Here is a 24288-nt window from a genome sequence, read left to right as displayed (position 1 = left end):
CGCAAATACACAATGCAATCAATGGATGCAACAATGAATATTTTAAAAGAAGCGGAAGAGTGGTTAAATCCACCTTTTGATAAAGAAACGCAGGATAAAGTATATGAAATGATTGCTTCGTTTCCTGACCAATTAAAAGAAAGTTTTTATAAAAATTTGGAATTTGGTACAGGAGGAATGAGAGGAGTAATGGGAATAGGCAGCAATCGTATTAACAAATATACCTTAGGAAAAAGCACACAGGGACTTTCGGATTATTTATGGGAGGTATTTCCTGATCAAAAAATTAAGGCAGTTATTGCTTATGACTGCCGCCATAATAGTGATACATTGGCAAAAATCGTTGCAGATGTTTTCTCTGCTAATGGTATTGAAGTATACCTGTTTTCCGGTTTAAGACCTACTCCTGAATTGTCTTTTGCTCTTAAGTACCTTAACTGCCAATGCGGAATTGTACTTACAGCTTCTCACAACCCACCTGAGTATAATGGCTATAAGGTTTATTGGGAAGATGGAGGGCAGATTGTACCTCCTCAGGACCGAGAAATTATTTCCGTTATAGAGAATTTGAAATACAGCCAGATTAAATTTCAAGCCAATGAAGATTTAATTCGATATATTGATTCAGATATCGATGAGGCTTTTATAAAATCAACTATTGAAAATGCTAGTTTTAGTACACCCTTTGCGGCAAAAGACGATCTTAATATCGTTTTTACTCCCTTACATGGTACTTCAATAACGGTTTTGCCTGATACTTTAGCAGCGGCAGGATATAAAAACATACATATTGTTGAGGAGCAAAGAATGCCGAACGGAAATTTCCCAACTGTAAAATCTCCAAATCCAGAAGAACCTGAGGCATTGTCAATGGCATTGGCATTAGCTGAAAAAACAAATGCTGATATCGCAATAGGCACCGATCCTGACTCCGATCGTTTAGGAGTAGCTGTACGTGATGAAGAAGGGAAAATGATTTTATTGAATGGAAATCAAACCATGATTATTATGACTGTTTTTTTACTGGAACAATGGGAAAAAGCCGGGAAATTAAATGGGAAACAGTTCATAGCATCAACAATTGTTTCAACTCCAATGATCACTCAAGTGGCAGCGCGATATAGTGTTGGTTATAAAAGCGGACTGACAGGTTTTAAATGGATTGCCAAAATGATAAAAGATTTTCCTGACCTTGAGTTTATTGGTGGTGGAGAAGAAAGCTTTGGATACATGGTCGGCGATACTGTTCGTGACAAAGATGCTGTATCAGCTTCATTGTTAATTTGTGAAGCTGCCGCCCAGGCTAAAGCCTGCGGAAGTTCTCTTCATAAAGAATTATTAAAGCATTATGCAGAATTTGGTTTTTATAAAGAACATTTAGTTTCTATCACTAAAAAAGGACAGGAAGGATTGGCTGAAATTAATAATATGATGGCTGATCTGCGAGATAAACCTTTGAAAAAAATTAGCAATAAAAGAGTAATCAGGATTGAAGATTTCAAATCATCAACTGCTATAAATCTGCTGACCCAAGAAAAAGAAATTATAGACATGCCTAAAGCGGATGTATTGATTTATTACACCGAAGACGGGTCTAAGATTTGTGCAAGACCAAGCGGAACAGAACCTAAGATTAAATTCTATATTAGTGTAAAAGAAGAACTGCAGAATATAGAAAACTTTAAAGTTGTTGAGAATGTTCTAAGTAAAAAAATAGAAAACATTCTAATCTCGATGCAGTTGAATTAAAGAAAATAATAATTAACCAGAATTAAATCATAACCGTAAAATTTATATTGCTTAAATTTTAAAAGCTGTTCAATTGAACAGCTTTTTTTATATACAACAGTTATTCATTAAGAGTTTTTTATTTGCTAAATATAGTATTATTAAGCAGTAAACATTCAAATTTTTTTCTATTAGGAATTTCAAGTTTTACGTTTTTAAATTGATTGATTTCAGTTTCACTGTGTATATCAGATCCCGTAAAATCATACAAATCATTTTCAAGTAATTGTATTGCTTTTTTTTGAATTATTTTACCGTAATAACCAGTTAGAGAAAGTAAGTTTAGTTGAAAATAGACTCCATAATTTTTTAATTTTTCATATTTAATCATCGAATTATGAAAATATAAATTACGTTCCGGATGCGCCAGAATAATTTTATAGTTATTAATTTTGAGTTCAAACAGCATTTCATATAAATTTATGGATTTCATAAACAAAGGAAATTCGATTAATATATAATTATCGCTCAGGCACAGAAGCGGTTCTTTTTTTAATTTATCAATTAAAGAGGTATCCAGCATATATTCACTTGCATAGCCTTTCAAAAAATTTCTATTTATTTCTTTCGCGTAGACGGTATTAAATGCATTTTTTATAGTTTCAGGAGTATTTTCCCATTTTGAATTAAATGTATGAGGTGTTGCAATAGCACAGTGTATGTTTAATTCTTTCATCTGTGTGACAAGTTCCGTAGTTTCCTGAATTGTTTTTGAACCGTCATCTATGCCGGGGAGTAAATGGTTATGAATATCAATGTAATTTTTAGGAAGTAAATCTTTTAAATAATTCTTTGTTTTAAGGAAGGGTAACATAATTAAAATTTAATGCTAAATTTAACTCTTGTGCTTTTAGTTTCATAATACTACAAGTCCTCTTTCGAAACGATAAAGGAACTTATATCCTAAATAGTTTTCTTTTTTTTCGCATTTGAGAATAACTTTATCTTTATAATTTTAAACCAATCTAAAAATGAATCCGACAGATCATTATTATTCAGTCCAGTTCAGTGCTAGGTTTATTGGTGTTGTTGCTGCAGTCGCGTACAGTTCTAAGGTAAAACTCGAAGTCCTTTACAAACTCAAGATTCAAATCCGCAAATTCAAGATCTTGCTTTTTAAGCTTGAATTTTATAAACGCAGTCAAATGGTTTTTAGTAATGGTAAACCGGTCAAGGGTGCCTTTTGAATAGCCTTTTCCAAGAAGCGCCTCCATTTCATTATTATGCTTTTGAAATTCTTCTAGCACCTTAATCTTTGGCGCTGTCCTTCCTAGAACCTCGTCTATAATTTTCTCAGCGGTTATGGTTTTGCCGCTGTACATCATTTCGGTTTTGATTTCATTGATTTTTAAAGTCAGCGAATCCAAAAAGAAGTTCAATGACTTTGCATCTTCCTTTGAGCCGACCGCTCTTTCGAACCTTTGATCCCATCGTGTATTATCCCATTTTCTCTTAATTGAGCTTTCCTTACGGATACCGTCAACAGTTATTCTGAAATACACAATCCATTCTCTACTTTCTATTTTGGGTCTTTTTAAAAAGAATCTCAAACCAAAACTGCTTTCCAACATAATCCTACTTTTTAAATTAATAAATGTAGAATAATATTACTGCCAAATCAAGTCGTTAATCTCGTTAACCCCTGTAATATAAGGGATTTTTGCTGTTTCTGGTGCACTTTTCAGCGCGCCGGAAAGTGCACCGATTCTGCACCTTTAATTTTGTGAGGATTTGTAAATATTGAAAACAGGCCTAAAATAAAAAAAACCTGCAAATCGTTGAATTTGCAGGTCTTCAGACATTTTTTGTGGCTTTTTGAAAAGATTGAAAACTTTAAGTTTTCCGCCTTTTTGGCCTTTCCGTGGGGAGAGCAGGATTCGAACCTGCGAAGTTTTCACAGCAGATTTACAGTCTGCCCTCGTTGGCCGCTTGAGTATCTCCCCGAATCTCAGCGTTGTGCTTTGTTGTTCTAAGCGGATGCAAATATAGCAACGTTTTTCATGTTTGCAAACAAAAAATGAACTTAATTTTAAGTTATTATTTAATTCACTGGTAGTGAATTAAATAATAATAAAGATTTTTATCAATTATAAGGCTTTTTTAAAATTAAAGCTTGAGTTTTATAAATCGTAGTATTTTTTTTAGTTAAATATTTATAAATTTTAGTCCTATCAGAGTTATCAAATCCTGATTATTGAGTTCCTTAACGATTAATTTAATTAACCGGTAAATAATCTACAGATTAATAAAAATTCAAAAAAATGCAATGGCTTTGATTGGATTTGAAAAAATATACTGATTAAATATTTCAAAATAATTTATTTCAACGATTATTAATGTCATTTATCGAGTAAATTTCATTCGAAATAGGTTTAAATATATTTTAGTGATAGAAACCCCAATCCAATTATGAAAAAAATCCTACTCCCATTTATAATTATTATTTCTTCAGAAGTGGGTGCTCAAATACCCATTCATAAATTTAATTTCAACGGAACATTACAAAATACTGAAAATTCCATTTCTTTTATGGGGACAGAAAATTATGTAGCCGATAGGACGGGAAAAGATAAAAGTGCACAAAGATTAACAAACAAAGCATTAGAAGCTGTAATTGACAATCTCCCTCAGAAGGATAAACCAAGAACCATAACGATCTGGATCAAAATGAATGATATTTCTTCAGCAAATTATATCTGGGGGTATGGTGAAGCTTCTACCGCCAAGTATTTTGGACTCTTGCAACAAGGAACGACAACTTCTAATTCTGACTTAAATCTGGCAGCATGGGGAGCTTTAAACGATATAATAGTTAATATCCCTTTGACTAAGGATACCTGGTATCAATATAGCGCTACGTTTGATGGCAGCATTTCAAAAATATATCGCAATGGAGAATTGTTAAAATATGAAAAGGCTGCCACAATTAATACTGAAGGAAATATTTTCAGATTAGGAGAAATTAATACTAAAATTGGAATTAATGCTGATTTGGATGATTTAAAAATTTACAATACTGCTTTATCAGACAAGGAAATTCTTGCATTATACAACATTGAAAAATACACACAACCAGTCAAGGATGTAAAGACTGAAACAGTTTTAAAAAAAGAAATAGTACAAAGCAATACCAATACAACCACTATTATAAAAACAAATTCTTTGAACGCAAAGAAGATAGAGGTATTTTCTCAGGGGCAGAGAATATCAAGTAATACTACAAAAGAAATTGATTTAAATGAACTTCCAGAAGGCATATACTTATTAAAGATTACTGACCCACCGGCTAAAAAAACGACATCTAAATAACAAGAAAGGCTATCCATTACGAATAGCCTTTCCCTTTTTATTCTAGTTTTAAAAAATTGTAATTAAAAAAAAACAGAAATAAAATAATTCTAAATGTATTTTAAAAGTAAATCCTTTACGTATTTTATGATTCACTTTTTTTAACGATGTCTTTAAATAATCAATTCATTTATTTCAAAAACAACAAATCAATTTCACGGCTTACCCTTTGGTTTTTATCAATAATTTATAGAAAGCTTCAATTTTTAATTCTCAATTATCGTATTCTTTTTTTGAAAAATTGAAATGCAATTCCAGTAATTAACCGTCGGTGTTACTGTCTTTTTATTGAAGTTGAAACATATGAATAAATCATTTGCCCATTTTTTTTTGTTTTATAATTAAAAACCGTTAAAAAATGAGCGACAAATTTTTTAATTTTTCTCAAAAAAAGTCATTTTTTAGGTTAATAAATCAGTGAAAGAAAATCAATCTTTAAATCAATAAATAAAAACGTATCTTATTGATTTATAGATCGTAAAATTACTTATTATTTTTAAATACAAGTGTTAAAAAATGTTATTTTTTATTTTTAGGTTGTTATTTTTTTCAGAATATGATTTAGAAAAAAGACTTCACTTGAATTGAGTAGGTAAAAATGTAAAAATGGCTTATTTTTACACTATAATTATTTAAAACAAATAAAATAGAAAATGGATTGGATAACTGCCAGAGAATTCGAAGATATAACGTATAAAAAATGTAATGGAGTTGCAAGAATAGCTTTTAACAGACCAAATGTTAGAAACGCTTTTCGGCCAAAAACAACCTCAGAATTATACCAGGCATTTTATGATGCACAGGAAGATACTTCAATAGGAGTAGTTTTACTTTCTGCTGAAGGTCCATCAACAAAAGATGGAGTATACTCATTTTGCAGTGGAGGAGATCAAAATGCACGTGGACACCAAGGCTATGTTGGAGATGACGGACAACACCGTTTAAATATTTTGGAAGTGCAGCGATTAATTCGTTTTATGCCAAAAGTAGTAATTGCCGTTGTCCCGGGCTGGGCAGTTGGAGGCGGACATAGCTTACATGTCGTTTGCGATATGACATTAGCGAGTAAAGAACATGCTATTTTTAAGCAGACAGATGCTGATGTAACCAGTTTTGATGGCGGATACGGATCTGCTTATCTGGCTAAAATGGTTGGTCAGAAAAAAGCCCGTGAGATTTTCTTTTTAGGAAGAAACTATTCAGCTCAGGAAGCTTTCGAAATGGGAATGGTAAATGCTGTTATTCCACACGATGAACTAGAAGCTACAGCATACGAATGGGCGCAGGAAATTCTTCAAAAATCACCAACTTCTATAAAAATGCTAAAATTTGCCATGAACTTAACAGATGACGGAATGGTCGGTCAGCAGGTTTTTGCAGGCGAAGCTACACGTCTGGCATACATGACCGAAGAAGCAAAAGAAGGAAGAAATGCCTTTTTAGAAAAAAGAAAGCCTAATTTTGGCGAAAATAAATGGCTTCCATAAAAAGAAAAAATAGTTTCAGGCTTTAAGTTGCAAACGTAAAACCTGAAACTGAAACAAAAAAACAACTAAACAAAACATAATGAAACATTGGATTGAAGCCGCCAGATTGCGCACATTACCTTTATCAGTTTCGGGAATTATAGTAGGAAGTATTTACGCCTTATCTAATCCAACAGAAACCATCAACACACCAACGGAAGTATTCAGCTGGAAGATTTTTGGTTTTGCACTTTTAACAACGCTTGGCTTACAGGTTCTTTCCAATTTTGCAAATGATTATGGAGATGGTGTTAAAGGAACAGATAATGCTGATAGGGTAGGGCCTCAAAGAGCTATTCAGAGTGGTGTGATTACACCGCAGGCTATGAAAAAAGCCATTATAATCACGTCATTATTGACGCTTTTGTCTGCGATTACCCTGATATTTTTTGCTTTTGGAGAAAGTAATTTTGTCTATTCTATCTTCTTCTTATTACTTGGAATTGCTGCAATTGCTTCAGCTATTCGTTATACAGTTGGAAATTCTGCTTATGGATACAGAGGTTTTGGAGATGTATTTGTTTTCGTATTCTTCGGACTGGTAAGTACCTTGGGCGTTAATTTTTTATATTCTAAAGAAGTTGATCCTCTTTTAATTTTGCCCGCAATTTCAATAGGTTTATTAAGTGTAGGGGTTTTAAACCTGAACAATATGCGTGATGAAGAATCCGACAGAAAATCAGGAAAGAACACAATTGTAGTTCAGATTGGCGGGAAAAAAGCTAAAATTTATCATTTTTCAATAATTATTACAGCAATGCTTTTGGTCATTATTTTTGCCATTTTAAGCGATTATAATTTTGATCAGTATTTGTTTTTATTAGCCTTCATACCTTTAACAAAACATTTAATTACCGTTTATAAAAATCAAAATCCCAAGTTGTTAGATCCTGAATTAAAAAAGCTGGCAATCAGCACTTTTTTGCTTTCTATATTACTGACAATTTGTATGATATCCTTAATTTCGGATATCATTGTTAATCTTTTTCTAGGAGGAAGATAATTGTTTCACTTTAAATTTTTATCAAATGAAAATTACATTTTACGGTCACGCATCTTTAGGAATTGAAGTTGGAGGAAAACATATTATTGTCGATCCTTTCATTACTGGAAATCCGTTAGCTTCAGCAATTGATATAAACACATTAAAAGCCGATTACATTTTGCTTACCCATGCACATGGCGACCATGTTCTGGATGTAGAGGCAATTGCCAATCGTACAGAAGCTACTATTGTTTCAAATGCCGAAATTGCCAGTTATTATGCAAAATTAGGTTTAAAGGCACATCCAATGAACCATGGCGGAAGCTGGAATTTTGACTTCGGAAAAGTTAAATACGTAAACGCAGTTCATTCCAGTTCATTCCCTGACGGAAGTTACGGAGGAAATCCTGGTGGTTTTGTTATCGAAGGTGAACATAAAAACATATACATTGCCGGCGACACAGCCTTAACAACGGATATGAAACTGATTCCGTTGCGCACCAAATTGGATTTAGCCATTTTACCAATCGGAAGTAATTTTACAATGGATGTCGAAGATGCCATTATCGCTTCTGATTTTATAGAATGCGATAAAATACTTGGCTACCATTTTGATACTTTCGGATACATCGAAATCAATCATGAAGAATCTATCCGTAAATTTTTCGATAAAGGAAAAGATTTGATGCTTCTCGAAATCGGGGAATCAATAGAACTTTAAAATTATATTTCATTTATAAGAAGCTCTTTCCTGCTGTACACTATATCTTTTATGCCGAACGCCGGCATAAAAGGATGCCGTTTCCATCAGGGCTAGGGCTTTAGTTTTTATAAGACGTTAATTTCTTTAAAAAAAAACTATTTAAATCCACATAATAAGTGGTGAATTCAAAATTTAAAAATCTAAAATAAAAACAATGTCTAAGCAATTTGCATCACTAGGAATTTCAGCACCAATTTTAAAAGCACTAAGCGAACTGAACATTGTTGAACCAACCGAAATTCAACAAAAAACAATTCCATTACTTTTATCTGAAATACATGATCTGGTTGGCTTAGCCAAAACCGGAACAGGAAAAACAGCTGCTTTTGGATTGCCATTATTACAGCTAGTCGATACAAAATCTACTGTTGTCCAAGCTGTTATATTAGCCCCAACAAGAGAACTTGGACAGCAGATTTTTAATAATCTGGAAGATTTTTCTAAGCATATTCCAAATATTTCTATTGCATCTGTTTGCGGTGGAATCCCAATAAAACCCCAAATTGAACGACTTACAAATACAACACATATTGTAGTGGCAACTCCGGGACGTTTAATAGATTTGATTCAGCGAAAAGCCGTCGATTTAAGCCAAACCCAATATTTAGTTTTAGACGAAGCAGACGAAATGGTTGCTATTCTTAAAGGAAGTTTAGACGAAATCATTGCAGAACTTCCCAAAAAACACCGTACAATATTGTTTTCTGCAACTTTACCGGGAACCATCAAACAGTTAATTCAGAATTACTTAAATAAAAATGTAGTTCAGATTAGTGCCAACATGGACACAGTTGGCAACCAGGGAATAGATCACGAATATATTGTAGTTGATCCTATTGAAAAATTAGATATTTTAATGCATTTTTTAAACTCAAAAGACGGAGAACGCGGCATAATTTTCTGCAAAACAAAAGCTGCAGTTAATAAATTAGCCAAAAATCTGGCTATCAATCGTTTTTCATCAGGAGCACTTCACGGTAGTTTGTCACAGGGAATCCGTGACAGAATTATGGAACAATTTCGTGAAGGACATATCAATATTTTGATAGCAACTGATTTGGCCGCCAGAGGAATAGATGTAAAAGAAATCTCCTATGTCGTAAATTACCATTTGCCTGACACTTACGAGAATTACGTTCACAGAAGCGGAAGAACAGCAAGGGCTGGAGCAAAAGGACTTTCTTTGACAGTTTTACAACAGGAAGAAGTTGCTGAAATTTCAGATTTTGAAAGAGAGCTGGGTTTAAAATTTACTGAATTCAAAAAGCCTTCAACCATAAGCCTTGAAGAAAACAATACACTTTTATGGGCAAAACAAATCTTTAAAACAAAACCAAATCACGATATTTCAACCGATTTAAAAACAAAAGTAAAAACTGTTTTTCATCATCTGACAAAAGAGGAACTAATTGAAAAATTGTTAGCTAACTATGTTCTACAAAATAAGGTTGAGATAACTGAAAAACCGGTTAAAAAGTTTAAAAAGTAGTTTTAAAATTAGCTTTATAGTGCTTAAAAAACATCCAGAATGAATACTATTGAAATAAAGAGAATTTCGGTTAAGGAAATTACTCAATTACAGGAAATTGGCAGACAAACTTTCCAGGAAACTTTTTCAGAATCAAACTCTGAAGAAAATATGAAAAGCTATCTCGAAGAAGGATTTTCTAACGAAAAATTAACTGCTGAACTTAAAGATGAAAATTCTGAATTCTATTTTGCAATGTTGGATAATAAAGTGATTGGTTATTTAAAAATAAACTTTGGAGCATCACAAACCGAATTAAAAGACAATAAAGCGCTTGAAATAGAACGCATCTATGTGACAAAAGAGTTTCATGGAAAAAGCGTAGGGCAATTACTTTATGATAAAGCGATAGAAATAGCAAATCAAAAAACATCAGAATATGTATGGTTAGGAGTTTGGGAAGAAAATCAAAGAGCAATAAATTTTTATAAGAAAAATGGTTTCATCGAATTTGACAAGCATATTTTTAAATTAGGAAATGACGAACAGACAGATATTATGATGAAGCTCAAATTATCCAATTAATACTGAATTCATAAAAGAAATCAATAAGATTAGTTTGTGTAATTTTAAAAAATAAATTTTAAAGATGAGTTTGTACTTGAAATTATTAGTGTTAAATTTATAAAGTAATGCAAACAGAATAGTTTTTGTACAATAGTCTTAAAAACAATATATTATGAATATAGTCATCATTGGAGGTGGTTTTGCAGGATTAAATCTGGCAAAAGAACTTCTAAATCATCCTCAAATACAAGTAACGCTTGTAGATAAAAACAATTACAATTTTTTTCCACCCCTTATATATCAGGTTGCTACCGCTTTTTTAGAACCTTCAAGTATCAGTTATCCCTTTAGAAAGTTTTTTGCAGGTAAAAAAAATCTTCAGTTTCGTTTAGGCGAATTATTATCAGTTGTGCCTGCAGAAAATAAGGTGATTTTAAGCAACGGTGAGTTGTCATACGATCATTTGGTCTTTGCTACAGGTGCTGAAACCAGTTATTTTGGAATGGAAAACGTGATGAAAAATGCCATTCCGATGAAAACCTTGAATGATGCCATCGTAATGCGAAACACATTGCTTAAGAATTTAGAAAAAGCAGCGATTTGCAAAGAAATCCGTAAGCGTCGTAAATTATTAACAATTGTTGTTGCCGGTGGAGGTCCAACAGGAGTAGAGGTTTCAGGTATGTTTGCTGAAATGCGAAAAAATATTTTACTAAAAGAGTATCCCGAATTAGACACTACTGCAAGTAACGTTTACTTAGTTGACGGTGGAGATGCACTGCTCGCACCAATGAGCGAGGCTTCTCAAAAAGATACTTTAGAGGCACTTACAAAATTAGGCGTTGTTGTTAAATTGAACAGCAAAGTAACTGATTATATTGATGATACCGTATATTTTGAAAACGGAGAAACAATTAAAACCAAAAATTTGATATGGGCAGCTGGTGTTACTGCTAAAATTTTTGAAGGAATGCCAGCGGAAAGTTATGGTCGCGGAAGAAGAATGGCTACTGATGCATTTAATAAAGTGAATGCTACAGAAAACATATATGCTATTGGTGATACCGCTATTTTAACTGCTGATAAAAACTTTCCTAATGGCCATCCCCAGGTAGCACAGGTTGCCATACAACAAGGAATAAATCTTGCTAAAAACTTTAAAGCTTCACTTCAAAAAAAATCACTTAAACCTTTTGTTTACAATGACAAAGGATCGATGGCAATTATTGGAAAAAATAAAGCTGTGGTTGATTTACCCAATCCTAAATGGCACTTTAAAGGATTTTTTGCCTGGTTCATTTGGTTATTTGTTCATTTAATTTCGCTAATCACTTACAGAAACAGATTGAAAACTTTCTATAATTGGATGATAGCCTATTTCGCCAGAGACCAATCTCTTAGAATGATAATCAGGCCTGATAAAAAACAGGTATAAAAAAATCCGGAATTCAAAATTCCGGATTTTTTTATAATAAATTTCAATGCCCAATCGTAATTTCATCTTCAGAGGATATTTCTACTTTTTGTATGATAAAGCGTTTTCCAATATTTAGAATAATAAATGCCAAAATAGTAGTAGCCGTCATGATGACTACCATTGGTACAACCGAGTCTTTAACAAAAGCTCCAATAGCAAAAGAAGCTAAAGCTCCTAAACCAAGCTGAATTGCTCCCATTAATGCTGAAGCACTTCCTGCATTTTTAGCAAAAGGAGCCATTGTAAGTCCTGCAGTATTAGGATTTGAAATTCCTAAACAGCCTAAAAATAGAAACAACATTCCAATCGTTCCATATAAACCTAAAAGATCATTCAAAGAAAGAACCAAAAAAACAATACTTATCACGGATTGAGTGATTAAAGCACTGAATATCATTTGTTCGCTGGAAAATTTCTTCAATAGAACCGAATTTAATTGACTTGAACCAATGAAACTCACTGACATAAAGGCAAATATCCATCCATATGTCTTGGCATCAACATGGTAAATATCCATAAAAATGATGGGAGAGGCCGCTACGTATGAAAATAATCCGGAAAAAGCTATTGAACCTGTAAATCCATAAGTGAAAAATTGAGGTTCTTTAAGCACTTTAAAAAAGTTAGAAATGATTGGTTTTGGTTTTAATGAAATCGAGGTATCAGGTTTATAAGTATTTGGTAAACCTATTTGTGATGCAGCCAGAATAGCTATTCCCATGCACATTAATATTAAAAACACTACATGCCAGCCATAATCTTCGGTTACATAACCACCAATTGTTGGTGCCAGCATTGGTGAAAGTCCAAGAACAAGCATTAACAAAGAAAAAACTTTAGGAATATCTTTTACTGGAAATAAGTCCCTGACCATCGCGACAGAAGCTACCGTTGCGGCACAACTGCCAATTGCCTGAATAAATCTCAAAAATATAAAAGTATTAATATCAGCAACATACACACATCCTAAAGAAGCTAAAATATAAACCATTAAACCTATAAACAACGGTTTTTTTCGTCCAAGCCGATCTAATAAAGGACCATAAAGCAATTGTCCCGCTGAAATCCCGATAAAATAACTTGATAAACTCATGGAAACTTTTGCGACAGTAGTATTTAAATCTGTTGCAATTCCTGAAAAACCCGGTAAATACATATCAATTGAGAAAGGACCAAGTGCAGTTAAAGAACCTAAAATAAGGATTAGCTTAATATATTTTTTTGTTGTCATTTTTCTTAAATGATTGCTTTTAATTTTTTGCAAAGGTAAAGATTTCATACCTTGTTAGATAATTAAACTTATTTAAAATAATGGTTTGATTTTATTACGCAGAAATTTGTTATAAAAACATTTCAAAATATTAATCTTAAATTTAAGAATTATGAAAAAGTACATTTTAATTTTAGCTTTAATTTTCTCAACAATTTCGTTTGCCCAAACCATTACATCCAAACAAGAAGATGCAAATGAGGCACAGTATGAACTCCTTAAAAAAGTAAATGAATTTTACCCAGACATTACTTTAAACAAAACGATTACAAATTTTTACGCTGATGGAAAAATCATTGATTCACGACAAGAGTTTAATTTAAAAGGAACAAAGTTTTCCAGTTATAAATTAAGTATAGAACCAGATAATAAAAAATTATTATTTGAATATGAATCTGTTGAATCAGGAAAAGTCTATGGAGATGTTACAATTTTCAAAGGAAACGCTTTACGAACAACTTTTAATGAACAAAAAAGCGATTTTGAAGTTTCCTTAAATGGTAAAGCGGTGTATTCTAAAAAGCTTTAAAAGTCAAATTTATTTAAAAAGCATCAAATTTGATGCTTTTTAAATAAATATAATCTGAACTATAATTTATAGTATGATTTACAGAATGTCCAACAAGATGTTAACAAATTTATTAACAACGTATTTAAGCCTATTTTTTTAAAGTTTTAGTGAAAGTAAGCAAAATAGGAACATAAAAAAAGCCCCGTTTTATTGGGGCTTATTTATTGAATTTATCTACGTCTGACCTTAGAAAAATAAGGGTCATTTGTTCCATCTGGAAGGGGAGTAGTAATATTATATAAAAAATTAAGCTTATCACTATATATATCTAAAATATCCAAACTAACTTTTTTACCCCTTGAAGAATTGGGAGCATCCTTTTGAACTTCTGAATTTGCAGGAACATTATTAAAAACTATAGACTCAATTTTATAACAGCTTCCATCATCTATAACATAACAAACATCAACATATAACTCATCAATTACATAAGGAGTATCATTTTTACAGACAATTTTTAAATTCTCAATACCTCCAATACCGTAATAACTATATTGATTAGTAGAAACATTTATATAATTACTCCAATTGTTTCTAATATTTCTGTTTTTTATTGTTAAATCATGTAAATACTTTTGCTCTGCCTCATGATCTGATGATAAACCATATTCTTTTTCGGATTGATTATGAATATAGTTTGAATTAATTAAAGACAAAGAAAAAAGAAGAATAAGAACGGAAACCAGTCCAATCAATATTTTTAGTAAAGTAGTTTTTTTCATGTAGTTTAGTTTGTGAGTTTATAATTACTAAAGATTTTCAAATATAGTGCCAATAATTTTAATTTCACTTTGTCAATTGCTATAAAAGAATAAATAATTATACCTTAAAAAAATCTATTTCGTTAAATTCATAAGCCTTTGTAAATTAATACAAAGGCTTATCTATTATGTAATCATTAAAGTATTGCCGAGAAATATATTTACCTGTTTTTCGATTGTAAATATTAATGTAGTGATAATCAAATCCGACATGTTTACACCAATTATGGAGGTAAAATATAGACTTACAAAACTCAATTTTTATGGGTTTTATTGATTTATCTTTATTAAAGACAGTACAGCTATATGGAGTAAGTGTAGTATTAGCCATTTTATTAACCTCCTAAAGAAGGTAGTTTTTTCCAGTCAATAGCAACAGTAAAAGAAAAATCTGCATCATTTGAATTAATAAGCAATTTATCTATTAAAAACTCCCATTGAGTTTTACCATTAGCATTAGGCTGAACTTTAGTAACTCTATATTGATCACTAACAGACAATTTTATAATATTTTGATCTATTAAGGTTTCAATATCAAATTCAAAAAACTTATCCTGATTACCCATAAAACCAACTTGAATATAAGTATCGTCAATACTAAAATGAGAAGAACCGACAGGATAAAACTGAAAACCATCATCAGGATCAGAATTTAAACCTACAAACTGATTTACAAACTGAGCACCGATATTTACGCCATAAGGAAAAATAGTAGCCTCTGTAAGACCATTTTCAGAGCCTCTGTGAGAAACAACCAAAGTCCTCTGATTTCTTGAATGTGGAGTATGTTGTTTTACAATATAAGTAGGACAAACAAGACCATAAAATGACAAACTTTTAACAGACAATGGAGGAGAAAGAGAAACATCAACAAAAGAAGGAAGATTAACAGACCTATTAACCTGAAACATAACTTTTTTGTAAGCAGGCAAAAAATGATTTAAAGGAATAAGATTTAAATCAGTCATACCAAAATCATTAATAATTGATTTCATAAACAAGTTGTCGGTATGATAAGAAAGATCAATAGATGTATTATCAAATTGAAAACCGTCGACTCTTTTATTATCAATAAAAACAGCAAGAATAAAGAAATCTGTATCTATACCCTCTAAAACATATTTACGAGTATCAAAATGATTATTCATTTCACCATCAAAACCCTTTGCTTTCACCGAATAACTACTATCCATGTAAAGAATATAATTATCTATATAATCCATAAATTAATCAAATAATGGGATTTTCTTTAAATCCGAATTGGACAAATATTTTTTTAAATCTGCTTTTAAATCACGTCTTGTAATTACATAATAAGCCTTTACAACAAGTAAAGCCGTAGTAGATTGCTTAACTTTTAAAAGTTCACGAATAACGGCATCTTCATCTTCAAAATTTGAATAAGGCTCTGTAATCCAAGTGTACCAAGGCGCATCCTTAGTTTGCTTATCTGTACCTAACCAAACAGATACAGCTTCAGCGATAGCGTGTACATCCTGATTTGTAGTTACTTTATTAAGTTCTAACTCACGAGTTATAGGACTTTGTGAAGCAATTTTCAAATCATTTTCCTGTTTTTGAAATTCCCTATCATCAGCAGATAACTGAAACTTATCATAAAGCCCCTTTAAAATAGGATAACCAATAACAATAGCAATTATTACAAACCAGTACTGCTTAATGAAGTCAAAAAGCCAAACTGTATTGGCTTGGCTTTTTGTTCTATTATTGAGAGCCATTTTTTTACTTCTTTTTAAAAAGGTAATAGGCAAGAAAAGCACCAAGACCAATTAAAACGATATTCACAACTTTTTTATGCTCTGAGTAAAATGTTTTTATTTTTTCTAACATGATATTTATTTTTTAATAGTTAATTATCTTTTTTGGCGTTTGTTTAAACTGTAACGCTTAAAACAGTATAAAAAAAAAGCAGTACAGGAATCAATAAATAATTGAATTTGAATTTTTTCTTAGACACAATAGTAACGTTATCCAAATTATAATCCCCAATAATGTCTATTGCATCCTGAATATCTGAATCATAAATTAAATCATGATTCGGAGCGCATTCGCGCTTAATGATAGCACGCGCAATAACTAAGTAAAACTTAGAATCTACAATTTGAATTTTTTGATCAGGTGTTAAACCAACAGATTTAGAAATAACATCAATATATTTTTGAGTGTCATTTTCAGAAGGTGGCGCATATTCAGTAATAAGCTTTCTAATAGTGTTTTTACCTTTAGAAATATCATTTGTTAAATCACGCAACATGGCGCGGATACCGTATTTAACTTCTGTAAATTGTTCAAAATGACCATCAGTATTTTGACTATTAGGAATTTTACCCTGCCAAGTTATATTAGTCAAAACTAAATTACCCGGGTTGTTGTTTCTGATACCTCTGGTTAAATCTTTGCGACCTAAAAAACTACTCATTTGTATTACTTTTTAAAGATTCAGTAGGTTTTTTTTGTTCGTCAGCTCCAAAATCAATTTTACTTAATTCGTCGGCTACAACCTGAACACCTTTAATAATTGCGGTTACTACAGCACCGTACTTTACAACAATTCCAATAATTGAAATGACTCCTTTTAAATTTTTCATAATTTAAAGTTTTAAGTTTTTTATTATTTTTTATTTAGACAAATATGTACCTGTATAACCACCGTTACGCGCCTTTGGGTTCATAACAAGAGCCATTTTATCAATTACTACTTTACCTGTACTTTTCTCCATTGTACCCCAATGAAAAAAAGTAGCACCAGTTTTTGTATTAGTTGTAGTGACAGCAACAGAACCAAACCAACCTTTTTCAGAAAGCTTAGATTTTGAAGTCGTTACAGCTCTAAAAGAAATTAGCTCACGGTTAGAAAGTCGCCAACCAGTAGTTAAATACTGTTCCTGTCCTTTATTAGGCCCTGATTCTGGAAAATATTTAGTGTGTTTTGCCCCTGAGTGCTTAACTTGTTTCTTTGAAGGATTACTTTGATAACGGTTAGTTGGATAACCATTATTTTGATAACCGCCATTATAATTACCATTACCTTGATAATTATTATTGTTATTATATCGTCCCATTAATGAAAGATGTTTTTAATTATTAATATGATTTCAGCAAACTTTTTTAAGAAAATTACAACCGAATCGACCAAGAAAATAAAAAAGTAAATCCGATTGTAATTTTTAGATTTATCTTCTTCTTGCACGAGAAGAGTTATTTGAACCACGTCTCATAAACCAGATAAGAGCTAAAAGAGCAACTAAACCGCCAGTTAGATACATCCAATTCTTTTTAAACCATTGTTTCAAAGTTGAATCAACAACCTGTGAACCAAGATTACCCAAACCATTTACAGCAGATTGCGATACGCCTTGTAAAGCACCATCAACGACAGCACCAGATAACATCTGAGCAGTAGAAGCAGAAGCGGTCTGGACAGCATTTACACCCAACTGTTTAGCTTGTTGTTCAAGAGCATCAGCAATTAATTTTGCATCGTGTGCAGCCTGATAATCTTTTTGCTTTTCAGCTTCTTTCTGTTTTGCCCTTGCATTTACTGCCTTTGTCGCAATATCAATACCCTTTTGAACTAATTTACCACCAATAGGAACAACCGAAGCAACAGCACCGACAGTTTTAACCAAGGTTTTGAGATTAACGACTTTTTTCAATGATTTACCTATACTTTTAAAGAATCCCATAATTAAACAGTTTTTAAGGTTCTTACTAAGAAATTAATTATCTGACCCTGAGATTTATTAATCTCAATAGCATGAACAGCTACAAGAGGCAAACACAAACGGTCTGACAAACTTTGTATAACCGTACCAGTAGGAGAGATAGCCTGTATAGGGTCAATGTCCCTACTTAAAGTTTGTAATTCGAAAGGAAGATATTTAACAACCTGCCCATTTACAAAATGGTATGAGACATCATCGATAGTGCTATCTTTTGTCATGATAGCTAAATCATTTCCCGCTACATCAACTTTTTTGTTAAACTCTTCTGAACCGACTGTTTTTTGCTCAAAAAAATACAATTCGTTTGTATTTTCTGGTTCTTCAACGCCGTACAAATCATAAGTTTCTGCAGATACTAAATCTTCTAAAGTAATTTTAATACTTTCTTTTTCTTGTAGAAAAATAGAACCTTCGTTTGCGATTTCACAAAGAGCAATGAAATTATAGTCAGAATCAGACTGAACAGCCTCGGAACCGTAAGTACTAGCTAAAACAAAATCTTTTAAAAGTATTTTATTAGCTAAAATTACGTTTGAACCGTTAGCACGCTCAATGTAAATGCTTATTTTTTCAGTTGTTAACTCTGAAACCTCTAAAGAAGATGCAAGAATAAGAGAACCGATCGACTTTGTAACATTTAATTCTGGAGACTTTGAAACTCCTGTAATACTTGTAATTTTCATGATTTATAAATTTTTATTAGTAAAATTTCAGATACAAAGGTTATTACAAGTATTATTTTGGTGTTTCTATTTTTTTCTATTTCTTTCTATTTTTTTCTATTTTTTTCTATTCTAAGACAGTATTTTATAGGCTATTAGGTCTGAAATCATTAAATATTTTCTTTTTAATCCCAAGCTATCTAAAATAATTTGATATTCTTTTCTGGCAGTAGGATAACTAACATCCAACAAATGCATGAGTTCTGTTTTAGTAACTTTTTGGCTGGTATTTTGTGTTTTCATGGCTTATAAAAATAAAAGTTGATGCTCTGTAAATAGTTTAAAATCAAAGTCATTAATTATTTTTTCCTTTGTTCTAAACTCATGGAGGTAAAAATGAAATTTGTTTCTGAACCAAAGAAGTAGTGATTTTTCTGTAATCATATCAATGTCTTCAAGTAATAAATTAAGCGCAACGATATAACTAACACATTGGTTATTTGCGTAATATTCTCTAAAAAGCGATTTTGCTAAACGTTTTTTAATTGTGGTACTGGAAAGAGTAGGTTTTTTTAAGCGCTTAATTATAGGATTGAATTTTGTTATTTGTGATTGTAAATAATGAAAGTCGAAAAGCTGTATTAAATTTTCTTTATTTATTTGGCTTTTACCTGTATTCTCACGTAGTTCAAAAAAACCTTTGGTTGCAATCTTTAATAATTCGCAAAGGTTAGCTTTATCGAAAATACCCCAAGTCATTGACTGATATATTTTTGAATCGCCCTTTGAATGTTCATTTAAACCTCTAAAAAAAGCAGAATTTAACTGATACTCAAAACGCCACACATTATCGTTTTTCAGACCATTATCAGTATAATACTGATTTATATACGGTTTTTCAGTTAATTGTAAAGAAAGAGTTTTATTATAACATCTTATAATTTTGTCGGATGTTCGTTTTCCGATTTGGAAACCATTAAGGATTGATTTTCCTTTGTACGTTTCGAAATACGATTGTAAATTTTTCGGGCGACCACTAATAAGAAAATTACCATCAACAATATTAGAATATAAATTACGATAGGAGTTAAGCACATCACATTTATCCAAACAAATATCGAGACGATTAACAGATTTAAAATTATATAAAGTTTCATCGCAAAATTTTTCAAGTACATTTTTAAGTTCAGTATTAGAGAGTGTATAAAATAAATTGTTTTCAATTTGTAATTGGGCAAGTTGTTCTGAAATAATTGCGCTACGTGGCTTTGATGTATAAATCCCAATTTTTAAATCATTATAATACAGGTCAGCACGTATTTCAAAAATCTTAGTACCATAATCATAGGGTTTTAAATGAAATTCTGAGTTTTCGGGGAACTCTCCAAAAGGTTGACCTTCTAAATTCAATATTAAATAGTCAATATTTATGAGAGTAGTTTTTAATTGGTTCTTTTTTAATTTGGTTTTGGTTTGGTGTCGCTTTTTATATGGAATCATATTTTTACGTTGGTTTTGGGTGAGTTGGTTGCCGTTATACCCAACGGCAACGATTGAAAATTTTTGTACGTAATTTAATTACGCTTAATAGTAGTTAATAGGGTTGTTTAAATTGATGTATTAAAGAATTTAAATAGAAAGGTTCTAAACGAGATTTTAAATTTATCCTTTCATGAATAGAAGAACTAAGATAAAATCGATGTTTTCGTTTTAAATAACGATAAATCAAAGAAGAGCGGTTTTGATTAAATTTTTTTATTAGTTTTTGCATTGCTATTCATTTATAGGGTTCAAATCTTCGAACATTGTCCAATGATGTTTTGGTAAATCTTTTACAGTAAAAAGAATTTCGGATGTAGCTTTATCAGTAAGCTTTTTTAATTGAAAATTCTGTGATTCAAAGAACAAAGTTTGTTTATTGAATAGTTCATAAAGTTTTCTATCAATTTGACGGATTTCTTTAATTATTAAATCGTACTGATAATGTAATTGATTTACAGAAACAGTTTCTACAGGATAACTGCAATATTCTCTTAAATCATTTACTATACAAGCTATCTGAATTAAAAGACCATCTTTTTTTGAAAGTAATTTTTGAATTGCACACATATGTTTAAGGAATTAAAAGATTATGTTTAAGAAGTTTTGAAATCAGAGTTTTTTGAGAATTGCAGTAAAAAATAAATTCATGTACACAAAATGATTGAGTTATTATAAAGCAATCCGTACAAACTTTAATTGTAATTCCTATCTTTGAACCACGGATTCTTAGAAATAATGTTTGAAAATTTAAGTGTGAGGTTTTGCAAAACGGACGCATCTTTTTTAGAAATGTTTTTGCATTAAAATTTGTGTGACGCATCTTGTTTAATTCTACAAGTAATAGCGTGTAATTCTCTAAGGAAGTACGTTTTAAAGCCATGTGGTAATTGTTAATTAGTTATACCACAAATGAACTATAATTTATATTATGTAAAATAGAAATCATTAGAATTACTCATTAGAATTACTCATTAGAATTACTCATTAGAATTACTCATTAGAATTACTCATTAGAATTACTCATTAGAATTACTCATTAGAATTAATCATTAGAATTAATCATTAGAATTACTCATTAGAATTAATCATTAGAATTAATCATTAGAATTAATCTAATAGTGATTCTTTATTTTATTATTTTTACATTTGATATATTAAATAAACTATGAATACAATTGCTGAACATATTGCGGATTTTTTAAAAGAATATCCGCCATTTGATAATTTGACATTTCAGGAACTCTTTAATATTGCAACTAATATCCGAGTAATAAATTTAGAAAAACATGCTGTATTGTTTCAAAACAACGATATACTTCATGATAGTTTCTACGTGGTATCATCCGGAATTATCAACTTGACTACAATTGCTGATGCTGAGGAAACTATCATAAACAAATGTCATGAAGGTGATATTTTTGGTTTGCGTCCTTTTTTTTCAAAAAACAATTACATGATGACTGCCAAAGCACGTGAAGAAAGTATTGTTTATGCTATCCCTATTGCTGTTTTTAGACCATTTGTGGCAAATAATTCTGATGTTTTAAACTTTTTATTAGAAAGTTTTGCTATTAATTCGCGCCACACAAAAGACAATGTAAATTCTGGAGACAAACTAATTTCTGATAACGGATTTTATTCGGATACACAATCAGAAATTCAATATATTCAATCTCTTAATTATAATAATTCACCACTAACCACTACAGCTGATAAAATTGTAAAAGACATTGCTATTTTGATGACTGACTCAATGGTTGACAACATCGTTGTTTGCGAAAACAATAATCCTATAGGTATATTGACAGATGCTGATTTATCATCAAAAATAGCCACAGGCCGTTATCCTATTACTGAGACAATAGACAAGATCATGTCATCTCCTGTTGTTACTGTAATTGAAAATGTTTCTTTGGCAGAAGCTCAGTTATTAATGTTAAAGCATAATGTAACGCATTTATGTGTTACTAAAGATGGTACAAATAAATCGGTTGTTAAAGGCATTATATCTGAACATGATTTAATTGTAGCTCAAGCAAGTAATCCTGGTGTATTAATTAAAGAAATTAAGCGTTCACAATTGCCAAAGGACTTAAAACAAATTCGGGATCGATTGTCTGATTTAATTCAGAATTCAATCCAAAAGGATATTACCATTTCCCATATATGCAATATTGCCAACGAAATAAACCTGGCACTCATAAAACGTGCAGTTGAATTAACAATTTTGGATTTAGGCTCCCCGCCTGCTCGTTTTGCATGGCTAAGTATTGGTAGCCAAGGAAGAAAAGAACAACTTTTACTTACTGATCAGGACAGTATATTAATTTTTGAAGATGTGACACCTGAAAAATACAGAGAAGTAAAAGATTATTTTTTAAGACTTGCTAAAAGAACCACATCTCTGTTAGAAAAAGTAGGTTATGAATTTTGCCCAAACGGTCATATGGGAAGTAACATGTTATGGTGTAAATCACTGACTGACTGGATAAAGCAATACAATAGCTGGATGAATACTCCAGGTGAAAACAGTAATGACTTAAGCAGTATATTCTTTGATTATGAAATTGTTTTCGGTGAACCAAAAATTGAAGAGGCTGTAGAAAATATTATTTTTAAAAATGCGATCAACAACCCATTGTTTTTTGACTTTCTAGGAAATGATGCCTTAAAAAAGAATGCGCCTTTAAGTTTTTTTAAGAAATTTATTTTAGAAGAAGAAGGTCCTCACAAAATGAAATTCGATATCAAAACTAAAGCATTGATGCCTCTTATTGATGGTGCAAGGTTACTAATATTAAGCTCAAATATTAAAGGAATTAAAAATACCTATTTGAGATTTAAACAACTTGCTATTTCAGATTCTAAAAATGCTGAAATATATCTAAGTTGTGCAGAAGCATTTTTAACCTTATTAAAATTCCGAACAATTGAAGGATTAAAAAATGATGATTCAGGGCAATATATAAATATAAAAGAATTATCTAAAACAGACAAAGAGAAATTAAAAAATGCATTAGCTCCTATGCGAGATCTTGAGGAGTTAATTAAAAGTAAATTTCAACTTACACAATTTTCATAATATGTTGGACTGGCTGAAAAATATTAATAAAGAATATCCTGATTTTTGGAAAAATTACCTTAGTAAATTTGAAACTAAGCCAAATAGATTTGTAGCTATATCTACCGAAACTTCAGGACTAAACCCTATAAAAGATGTAATTTTATCTATGGGATCTTTTGCAATTGTTGATGATGGTATCATAATTCAGGATAATTTCGAAACAGTTCTATTACAATATAAATACCTACATGATAATGGTTTATCAAACGAGTTTATAATTGAAAGCAAAATGAAAAAGCTTCAGGAAAATGATGCTCTTCAGACTTTTATAGATTATTTAGGAAATGCAGTCTTGGTAGGTCATCATGTTAACTTCGATATTGAAATGATAAATGCTGCACTAGAGAGATTAGATTGTGGCAGATTAAAAAATGAAGCTTTAGACATAGATGTAATGTATAGAAAATTACACGATATAAATGAAAAGCAATTTTCACTGGATGACCTATGTGAAATATATAAAATTCCTAAAAGTGACAGAAATTCATCAGCCGAAGATGCTTATAAAATTGCTTTATTATTTTTAAAACTAAAATCCAGATTAGGAATTAAATAAATGTAGAATTTTTTCTTTTTAGGATTTCCGTTTAGGAACTAAAACATTAGAAGTTATTATTACGAAAACGGATCTACAAATGATCCGCTTTTTTTTGCATAATAGCATCCAAATATATATTTTATATTTTTTTT

The 24288-nt window shown here is 31.1% G+C and carries 25 protein-coding genes and 1 tRNA gene; 11 read left to right on the top strand and 15 right to left on the bottom strand.

Annotation, left to right across the window (positions count from 1 at the left end; all coding sequences use genetic code 11):
* Positions 1 to 21 precede the first annotated feature (21 nt).
* On the top strand, positions 22 to 1749 hold the full coding sequence (locus FLACHUCJ7_RS16620) for a phospho-sugar mutase (protein WP_180909880.1): 1728 nt from the start codon (positions 22 to 24) through the stop codon (positions 1747 to 1749).
* A 118-nt stretch (positions 1750 to 1867) separates the two neighbouring features.
* On the opposite strand, the gene FLACHUCJ7_RS16615 is transcribed toward FLACHUCJ7_RS16620, so the two are convergent.
* The 3 genes from FLACHUCJ7_RS16615 to FLACHUCJ7_RS16605 all read right to left on the bottom strand — a co-directional run bounded on the left by FLACHUCJ7_RS16615 (position 1868) and on the right by FLACHUCJ7_RS16605 (position 3731).
* The gene (locus tag FLACHUCJ7_RS16615; RefSeq protein WP_180909679.1) at positions 1868 to 2602 is read right to left on the bottom strand and encodes a tyrosine-protein phosphatase; all 735 of its coding nucleotides are present in this window, start codon (positions 2600 to 2602) and stop codon (positions 1868 to 1870) included.
* A 181-nt stretch (positions 2603 to 2783) separates the two neighbouring features.
* Positions 2784 to 3359, bottom strand: a complete 576-nt coding sequence (locus FLACHUCJ7_RS16610; protein ID WP_230408849.1) for a phage integrase SAM-like domain-containing protein — start codon at positions 3357 to 3359, stop codon at positions 2784 to 2786.
* Positions 3360 to 3650: 291 nt separating this feature from the next.
* Positions 3651 to 3731, bottom strand: a tRNA-Tyr gene (locus FLACHUCJ7_RS16605).
* A gap of 466 nt (positions 3732 to 4197) precedes the next feature.
* On the opposite strand from FLACHUCJ7_RS16605, the gene FLACHUCJ7_RS16600 reads away from it, so the two are divergent.
* The 7 genes from FLACHUCJ7_RS16600 to FLACHUCJ7_RS16570 all read left to right on the top strand — a co-directional run bounded on the left by FLACHUCJ7_RS16600 (position 4198) and on the right by FLACHUCJ7_RS16570 (position 11880).
* Positions 4198 to 5097 (top strand): LamG domain-containing protein, encoded by a 900-nt coding sequence (locus tag FLACHUCJ7_RS16600; RefSeq protein ID WP_180909678.1) that lies wholly within the window; start codon positions 4198 to 4200, stop codon positions 5095 to 5097.
* Between the two features lie 692 nt (positions 5098 to 5789).
* Entirely contained in the window at positions 5790 to 6623 is an 834-nt protein-coding gene (locus FLACHUCJ7_RS16595; protein WP_012024845.1) for a 1,4-dihydroxy-2-naphthoyl-CoA synthase, read from the top strand.
* A 79-nt stretch (positions 6624 to 6702) separates the two neighbouring features.
* Entirely contained in the window at positions 6703 to 7665 is a 963-nt protein-coding gene (gene menA / locus FLACHUCJ7_RS16590) for a 1,4-dihydroxy-2-naphthoate octaprenyltransferase (protein WP_078228012.1), read from the top strand.
* Between the two features lie 25 nt (positions 7666 to 7690).
* Entirely contained in the window at positions 7691 to 8368 is a 678-nt protein-coding gene (locus tag FLACHUCJ7_RS16585; RefSeq protein WP_180909677.1) for a metal-dependent hydrolase, read from the top strand.
* A gap of 196 nt (positions 8369 to 8564) precedes the next feature.
* Positions 8565 to 9899 (top strand): DEAD/DEAH box helicase, encoded by a 1335-nt coding sequence (locus FLACHUCJ7_RS16580; RefSeq protein WP_180909676.1) that lies wholly within the window; start codon positions 8565 to 8567, stop codon positions 9897 to 9899.
* A gap of 39 nt (positions 9900 to 9938) precedes the next feature.
* Positions 9939 to 10463, top strand: coding sequence for a GNAT family N-acetyltransferase (locus tag FLACHUCJ7_RS16575; protein ID WP_180909675.1), 525 nt, complete (start codon positions 9939 to 9941; stop codon positions 10461 to 10463).
* 154 nt (positions 10464 to 10617) lie between these two features.
* A complete protein-coding gene (locus FLACHUCJ7_RS16570) occupies positions 10618 to 11880 on the top strand; it encodes an NAD(P)/FAD-dependent oxidoreductase (protein WP_078228008.1) in 1263 nt (420 codons plus the stop codon).
* Between the two features lie 43 nt (positions 11881 to 11923).
* On the opposite strand, the gene FLACHUCJ7_RS16565 is transcribed toward FLACHUCJ7_RS16570, so the two are convergent.
* Positions 11924 to 13153, bottom strand: coding sequence for a multidrug effflux MFS transporter (locus FLACHUCJ7_RS16565; protein WP_078228835.1), 1230 nt, complete (start codon positions 13151 to 13153; stop codon positions 11924 to 11926).
* Positions 13154 to 13304: 151 nt separating this feature from the next.
* On the opposite strand from FLACHUCJ7_RS16565, the gene FLACHUCJ7_RS16560 reads away from it, so the two are divergent.
* Positions 13305 to 13721 carry a hypothetical protein gene (locus tag FLACHUCJ7_RS16560; RefSeq protein ID WP_078228007.1) on the top strand — a complete coding sequence of 139 codons (417 nt, stop codon included), beginning with the start codon at positions 13305 to 13307 and terminating at the stop codon, positions 13719 to 13721.
* Between the two features lie 212 nt (positions 13722 to 13933).
* On the opposite strand, the gene FLACHUCJ7_RS16555 is transcribed toward FLACHUCJ7_RS16560, so the two are convergent.
* From FLACHUCJ7_RS16555 to FLACHUCJ7_RS16505, 11 genes are all read right to left on the bottom strand, one after another.
* Entirely contained in the window at positions 13934 to 14485 is a 552-nt protein-coding gene (locus FLACHUCJ7_RS16555) for a hypothetical protein (protein WP_180909674.1), read from the bottom strand.
* A gap of 374 nt (positions 14486 to 14859) precedes the next feature.
* Entirely contained in the window at positions 14860 to 15747 is an 888-nt protein-coding gene (locus FLACHUCJ7_RS16550) for a hypothetical protein (protein ID WP_180909673.1), read from the bottom strand.
* A 3-nt stretch (positions 15748 to 15750) separates the two neighbouring features.
* Positions 15751 to 16263 (bottom strand): hypothetical protein, encoded by a 513-nt coding sequence (locus FLACHUCJ7_RS16545; protein WP_180909672.1) that lies wholly within the window; start codon positions 16261 to 16263, stop codon positions 15751 to 15753.
* 155 nt (positions 16264 to 16418) lie between these two features.
* Positions 16419 to 16964 carry a hypothetical protein gene (locus FLACHUCJ7_RS16540; RefSeq protein ID WP_180909671.1) on the bottom strand — a complete coding sequence of 182 codons (546 nt, stop codon included), beginning with the start codon at positions 16962 to 16964 and terminating at the stop codon, positions 16419 to 16421.
* The gene (locus tag FLACHUCJ7_RS16535) at positions 16957 to 17133 is read right to left on the bottom strand and encodes a hypothetical protein (RefSeq protein ID WP_180909670.1); all 177 of its coding nucleotides are present in this window, start codon (positions 17131 to 17133) and stop codon (positions 16957 to 16959) included. The genes FLACHUCJ7_RS16540 and FLACHUCJ7_RS16535 overlap by 8 nt, the downstream gene beginning before the upstream one ends.
* A 30-nt stretch (positions 17134 to 17163) precedes the next feature.
* A complete protein-coding gene (locus tag FLACHUCJ7_RS16530) occupies positions 17164 to 17607 on the bottom strand; it encodes a hypothetical protein (RefSeq protein WP_180909669.1) in 444 nt (147 codons plus the stop codon).
* Positions 17608 to 17718: 111 nt separating this feature from the next.
* Entirely contained in the window at positions 17719 to 18231 is a 513-nt protein-coding gene (locus FLACHUCJ7_RS16525; protein ID WP_180909668.1) for a hypothetical protein, read from the bottom strand.
* 2 nt (positions 18232 to 18233) lie between these two features.
* The gene (locus tag FLACHUCJ7_RS16520) at positions 18234 to 18953 is read right to left on the bottom strand and encodes a hypothetical protein (protein ID WP_180909667.1); all 720 of its coding nucleotides are present in this window, start codon (positions 18951 to 18953) and stop codon (positions 18234 to 18236) included.
* Positions 18954 to 19064: 111 nt separating this feature from the next.
* Positions 19065 to 19235: a hypothetical protein gene (locus FLACHUCJ7_RS16515; RefSeq protein ID WP_180909666.1), complete on the bottom strand. Its 171-nt coding sequence runs from the start codon at positions 19233 to 19235 to the stop codon at positions 19065 to 19067.
* Positions 19236 to 19238: 3 nt separating this feature from the next.
* A complete protein-coding gene (locus tag FLACHUCJ7_RS16510; protein ID WP_180909665.1) occupies positions 19239 to 20432 on the bottom strand; it encodes a hypothetical protein in 1194 nt (397 codons plus the stop codon).
* Positions 20433 to 20705: 273 nt separating this feature from the next.
* Positions 20706 to 21041, bottom strand: a complete 336-nt coding sequence (locus FLACHUCJ7_RS16505; RefSeq protein WP_180909664.1) for a hypothetical protein — start codon at positions 21039 to 21041, stop codon at positions 20706 to 20708.
* A 598-nt stretch (positions 21042 to 21639) separates the two neighbouring features.
* Here FLACHUCJ7_RS16505 and FLACHUCJ7_RS16500 point away from each other — a divergent pair.
* A complete protein-coding gene (locus tag FLACHUCJ7_RS16500; RefSeq protein ID WP_078228006.1) occupies positions 21640 to 23556 on the top strand; it encodes a DUF294 nucleotidyltransferase-like domain-containing protein in 1917 nt (638 codons plus the stop codon).
* A gap of 1 nt (position 23557) precedes the next feature.
* Positions 23558 to 24154 carry a 3'-5' exonuclease gene (locus tag FLACHUCJ7_RS16495; RefSeq protein WP_180909663.1) on the top strand — a complete coding sequence of 199 codons (597 nt, stop codon included), beginning with the start codon at positions 23558 to 23560 and terminating at the stop codon, positions 24152 to 24154.
* Positions 24155 to 24288 lie beyond the last annotated feature (134 nt).

The sequence above is a fragment of the Flavobacterium salmonis genome (genome assembly GCF_903819435.1).
In the GTDB taxonomy this organism is placed as follows: Bacteria; Bacteroidota; Bacteroidia; order Flavobacteriales; family Flavobacteriaceae; genus Flavobacterium; species Flavobacterium chungangense.
This window is presented reverse-complemented; position numbering and strand designations above follow the sequence as displayed.

Excerpts from the sequence above, each read along its gene's own strand:
- FLACHUCJ7_RS16510 (WP_180909665.1), bottom strand. The coding sequence starts at position 20,432 with ATGATTCCATATAAAAAGCGACACCAAACCAAAACCAAATTAAAAAAG.
- FLACHUCJ7_RS16540 (WP_180909671.1), bottom strand. The coding sequence starts at position 16,964 with ATGAGTAGTTTTTTAGGTCGCAAAGATTTAACCAGAGGTATCAGAAAC.
- FLACHUCJ7_RS16550 (WP_180909673.1), bottom strand. The coding sequence starts at position 15,747 with ATGGATTATATAGATAATTATATTCTTTACATGGATAGTAGTTATTCG.
- FLACHUCJ7_RS16610 (WP_230408849.1), bottom strand. The coding sequence starts at position 3,359 with ATGTTGGAAAGCAGTTTTGGTTTGAGATTCTTTTTAAAAAGACCCAAA.
- FLACHUCJ7_RS16585 (WP_180909677.1), top strand. The coding sequence starts at position 7,691 with ATGAAAATTACATTTTACGGTCACGCATCTTTAGGAATTGAAGTTGGA.
- FLACHUCJ7_RS16545 (WP_180909672.1), bottom strand. The coding sequence starts at position 16,263 with ATGGCTCTCAATAATAGAACAAAAAGCCAAGCCAATACAGTTTGGCTT.
- FLACHUCJ7_RS16570 (WP_078228008.1), top strand. The coding sequence starts at position 10,618 with ATGAATATAGTCATCATTGGAGGTGGTTTTGCAGGATTAAATCTGGCA.
- FLACHUCJ7_RS16595 (WP_012024845.1), top strand. The coding sequence starts at position 5,790 with ATGGATTGGATAACTGCCAGAGAATTCGAAGATATAACGTATAAAAAA.
- FLACHUCJ7_RS16600 (WP_180909678.1), top strand. The coding sequence starts at position 4,198 with ATGAAAAAAATCCTACTCCCATTTATAATTATTATTTCTTCAGAAGTG.
- FLACHUCJ7_RS16520 (WP_180909667.1), bottom strand. The coding sequence starts at position 18,953 with ATGAAAATTACAAGTATTACAGGAGTTTCAAAGTCTCCAGAATTAAAT.
- FLACHUCJ7_RS16535 (WP_180909670.1), bottom strand. The coding sequence starts at position 17,133 with ATGAAAAATTTAAAAGGAGTCATTTCAATTATTGGAATTGTTGTAAAG.
- FLACHUCJ7_RS16615 (WP_180909679.1), bottom strand. The coding sequence starts at position 2,602 with ATGTTACCCTTCCTTAAAACAAAGAATTATTTAAAAGATTTACTTCCT.
- FLACHUCJ7_RS16505 (WP_180909664.1), bottom strand. The coding sequence starts at position 21,041 with ATGTGTGCAATTCAAAAATTACTTTCAAAAAAAGATGGTCTTTTAATT.
- FLACHUCJ7_RS16555 (WP_180909674.1), bottom strand. The coding sequence starts at position 14,485 with ATGAAAAAAACTACTTTACTAAAAATATTGATTGGACTGGTTTCCGTT.
- FLACHUCJ7_RS16560 (WP_078228007.1), top strand. The coding sequence starts at position 13,305 with ATGAAAAAGTACATTTTAATTTTAGCTTTAATTTTCTCAACAATTTCG.
- FLACHUCJ7_RS16620 (WP_180909880.1), top strand. The coding sequence starts at position 22 with ATGGATGCAACAATGAATATTTTAAAAGAAGCGGAAGAGTGGTTAAAT.
- FLACHUCJ7_RS16525 (WP_180909668.1), bottom strand. The coding sequence starts at position 18,231 with ATGGGATTCTTTAAAAGTATAGGTAAATCATTGAAAAAAGTCGTTAAT.
- FLACHUCJ7_RS16580 (WP_180909676.1), top strand. The coding sequence starts at position 8,565 with ATGTCTAAGCAATTTGCATCACTAGGAATTTCAGCACCAATTTTAAAA.
- FLACHUCJ7_RS16515 (WP_180909666.1), bottom strand. The coding sequence starts at position 19,235 with ATGAAAACACAAAATACCAGCCAAAAAGTTACTAAAACAGAACTCATG.
- FLACHUCJ7_RS16495 (WP_180909663.1), top strand. The coding sequence starts at position 23,558 with ATGTTGGACTGGCTGAAAAATATTAATAAAGAATATCCTGATTTTTGG.
- FLACHUCJ7_RS16565 (WP_078228835.1), bottom strand. The coding sequence starts at position 13,153 with ATGACAACAAAAAAATATATTAAGCTAATCCTTATTTTAGGTTCTTTA.
- FLACHUCJ7_RS16575 (WP_180909675.1), top strand. The coding sequence starts at position 9,939 with ATGAATACTATTGAAATAAAGAGAATTTCGGTTAAGGAAATTACTCAA.
- FLACHUCJ7_RS16530 (WP_180909669.1), bottom strand. The coding sequence starts at position 17,607 with ATGGGACGATATAATAACAATAATAATTATCAAGGTAATGGTAATTAT.
- menA (WP_078228012.1), top strand. The coding sequence starts at position 6,703 with ATGAAACATTGGATTGAAGCCGCCAGATTGCGCACATTACCTTTATCA.
- FLACHUCJ7_RS16500 (WP_078228006.1), top strand. The coding sequence starts at position 21,640 with ATGAATACAATTGCTGAACATATTGCGGATTTTTTAAAAGAATATCCG.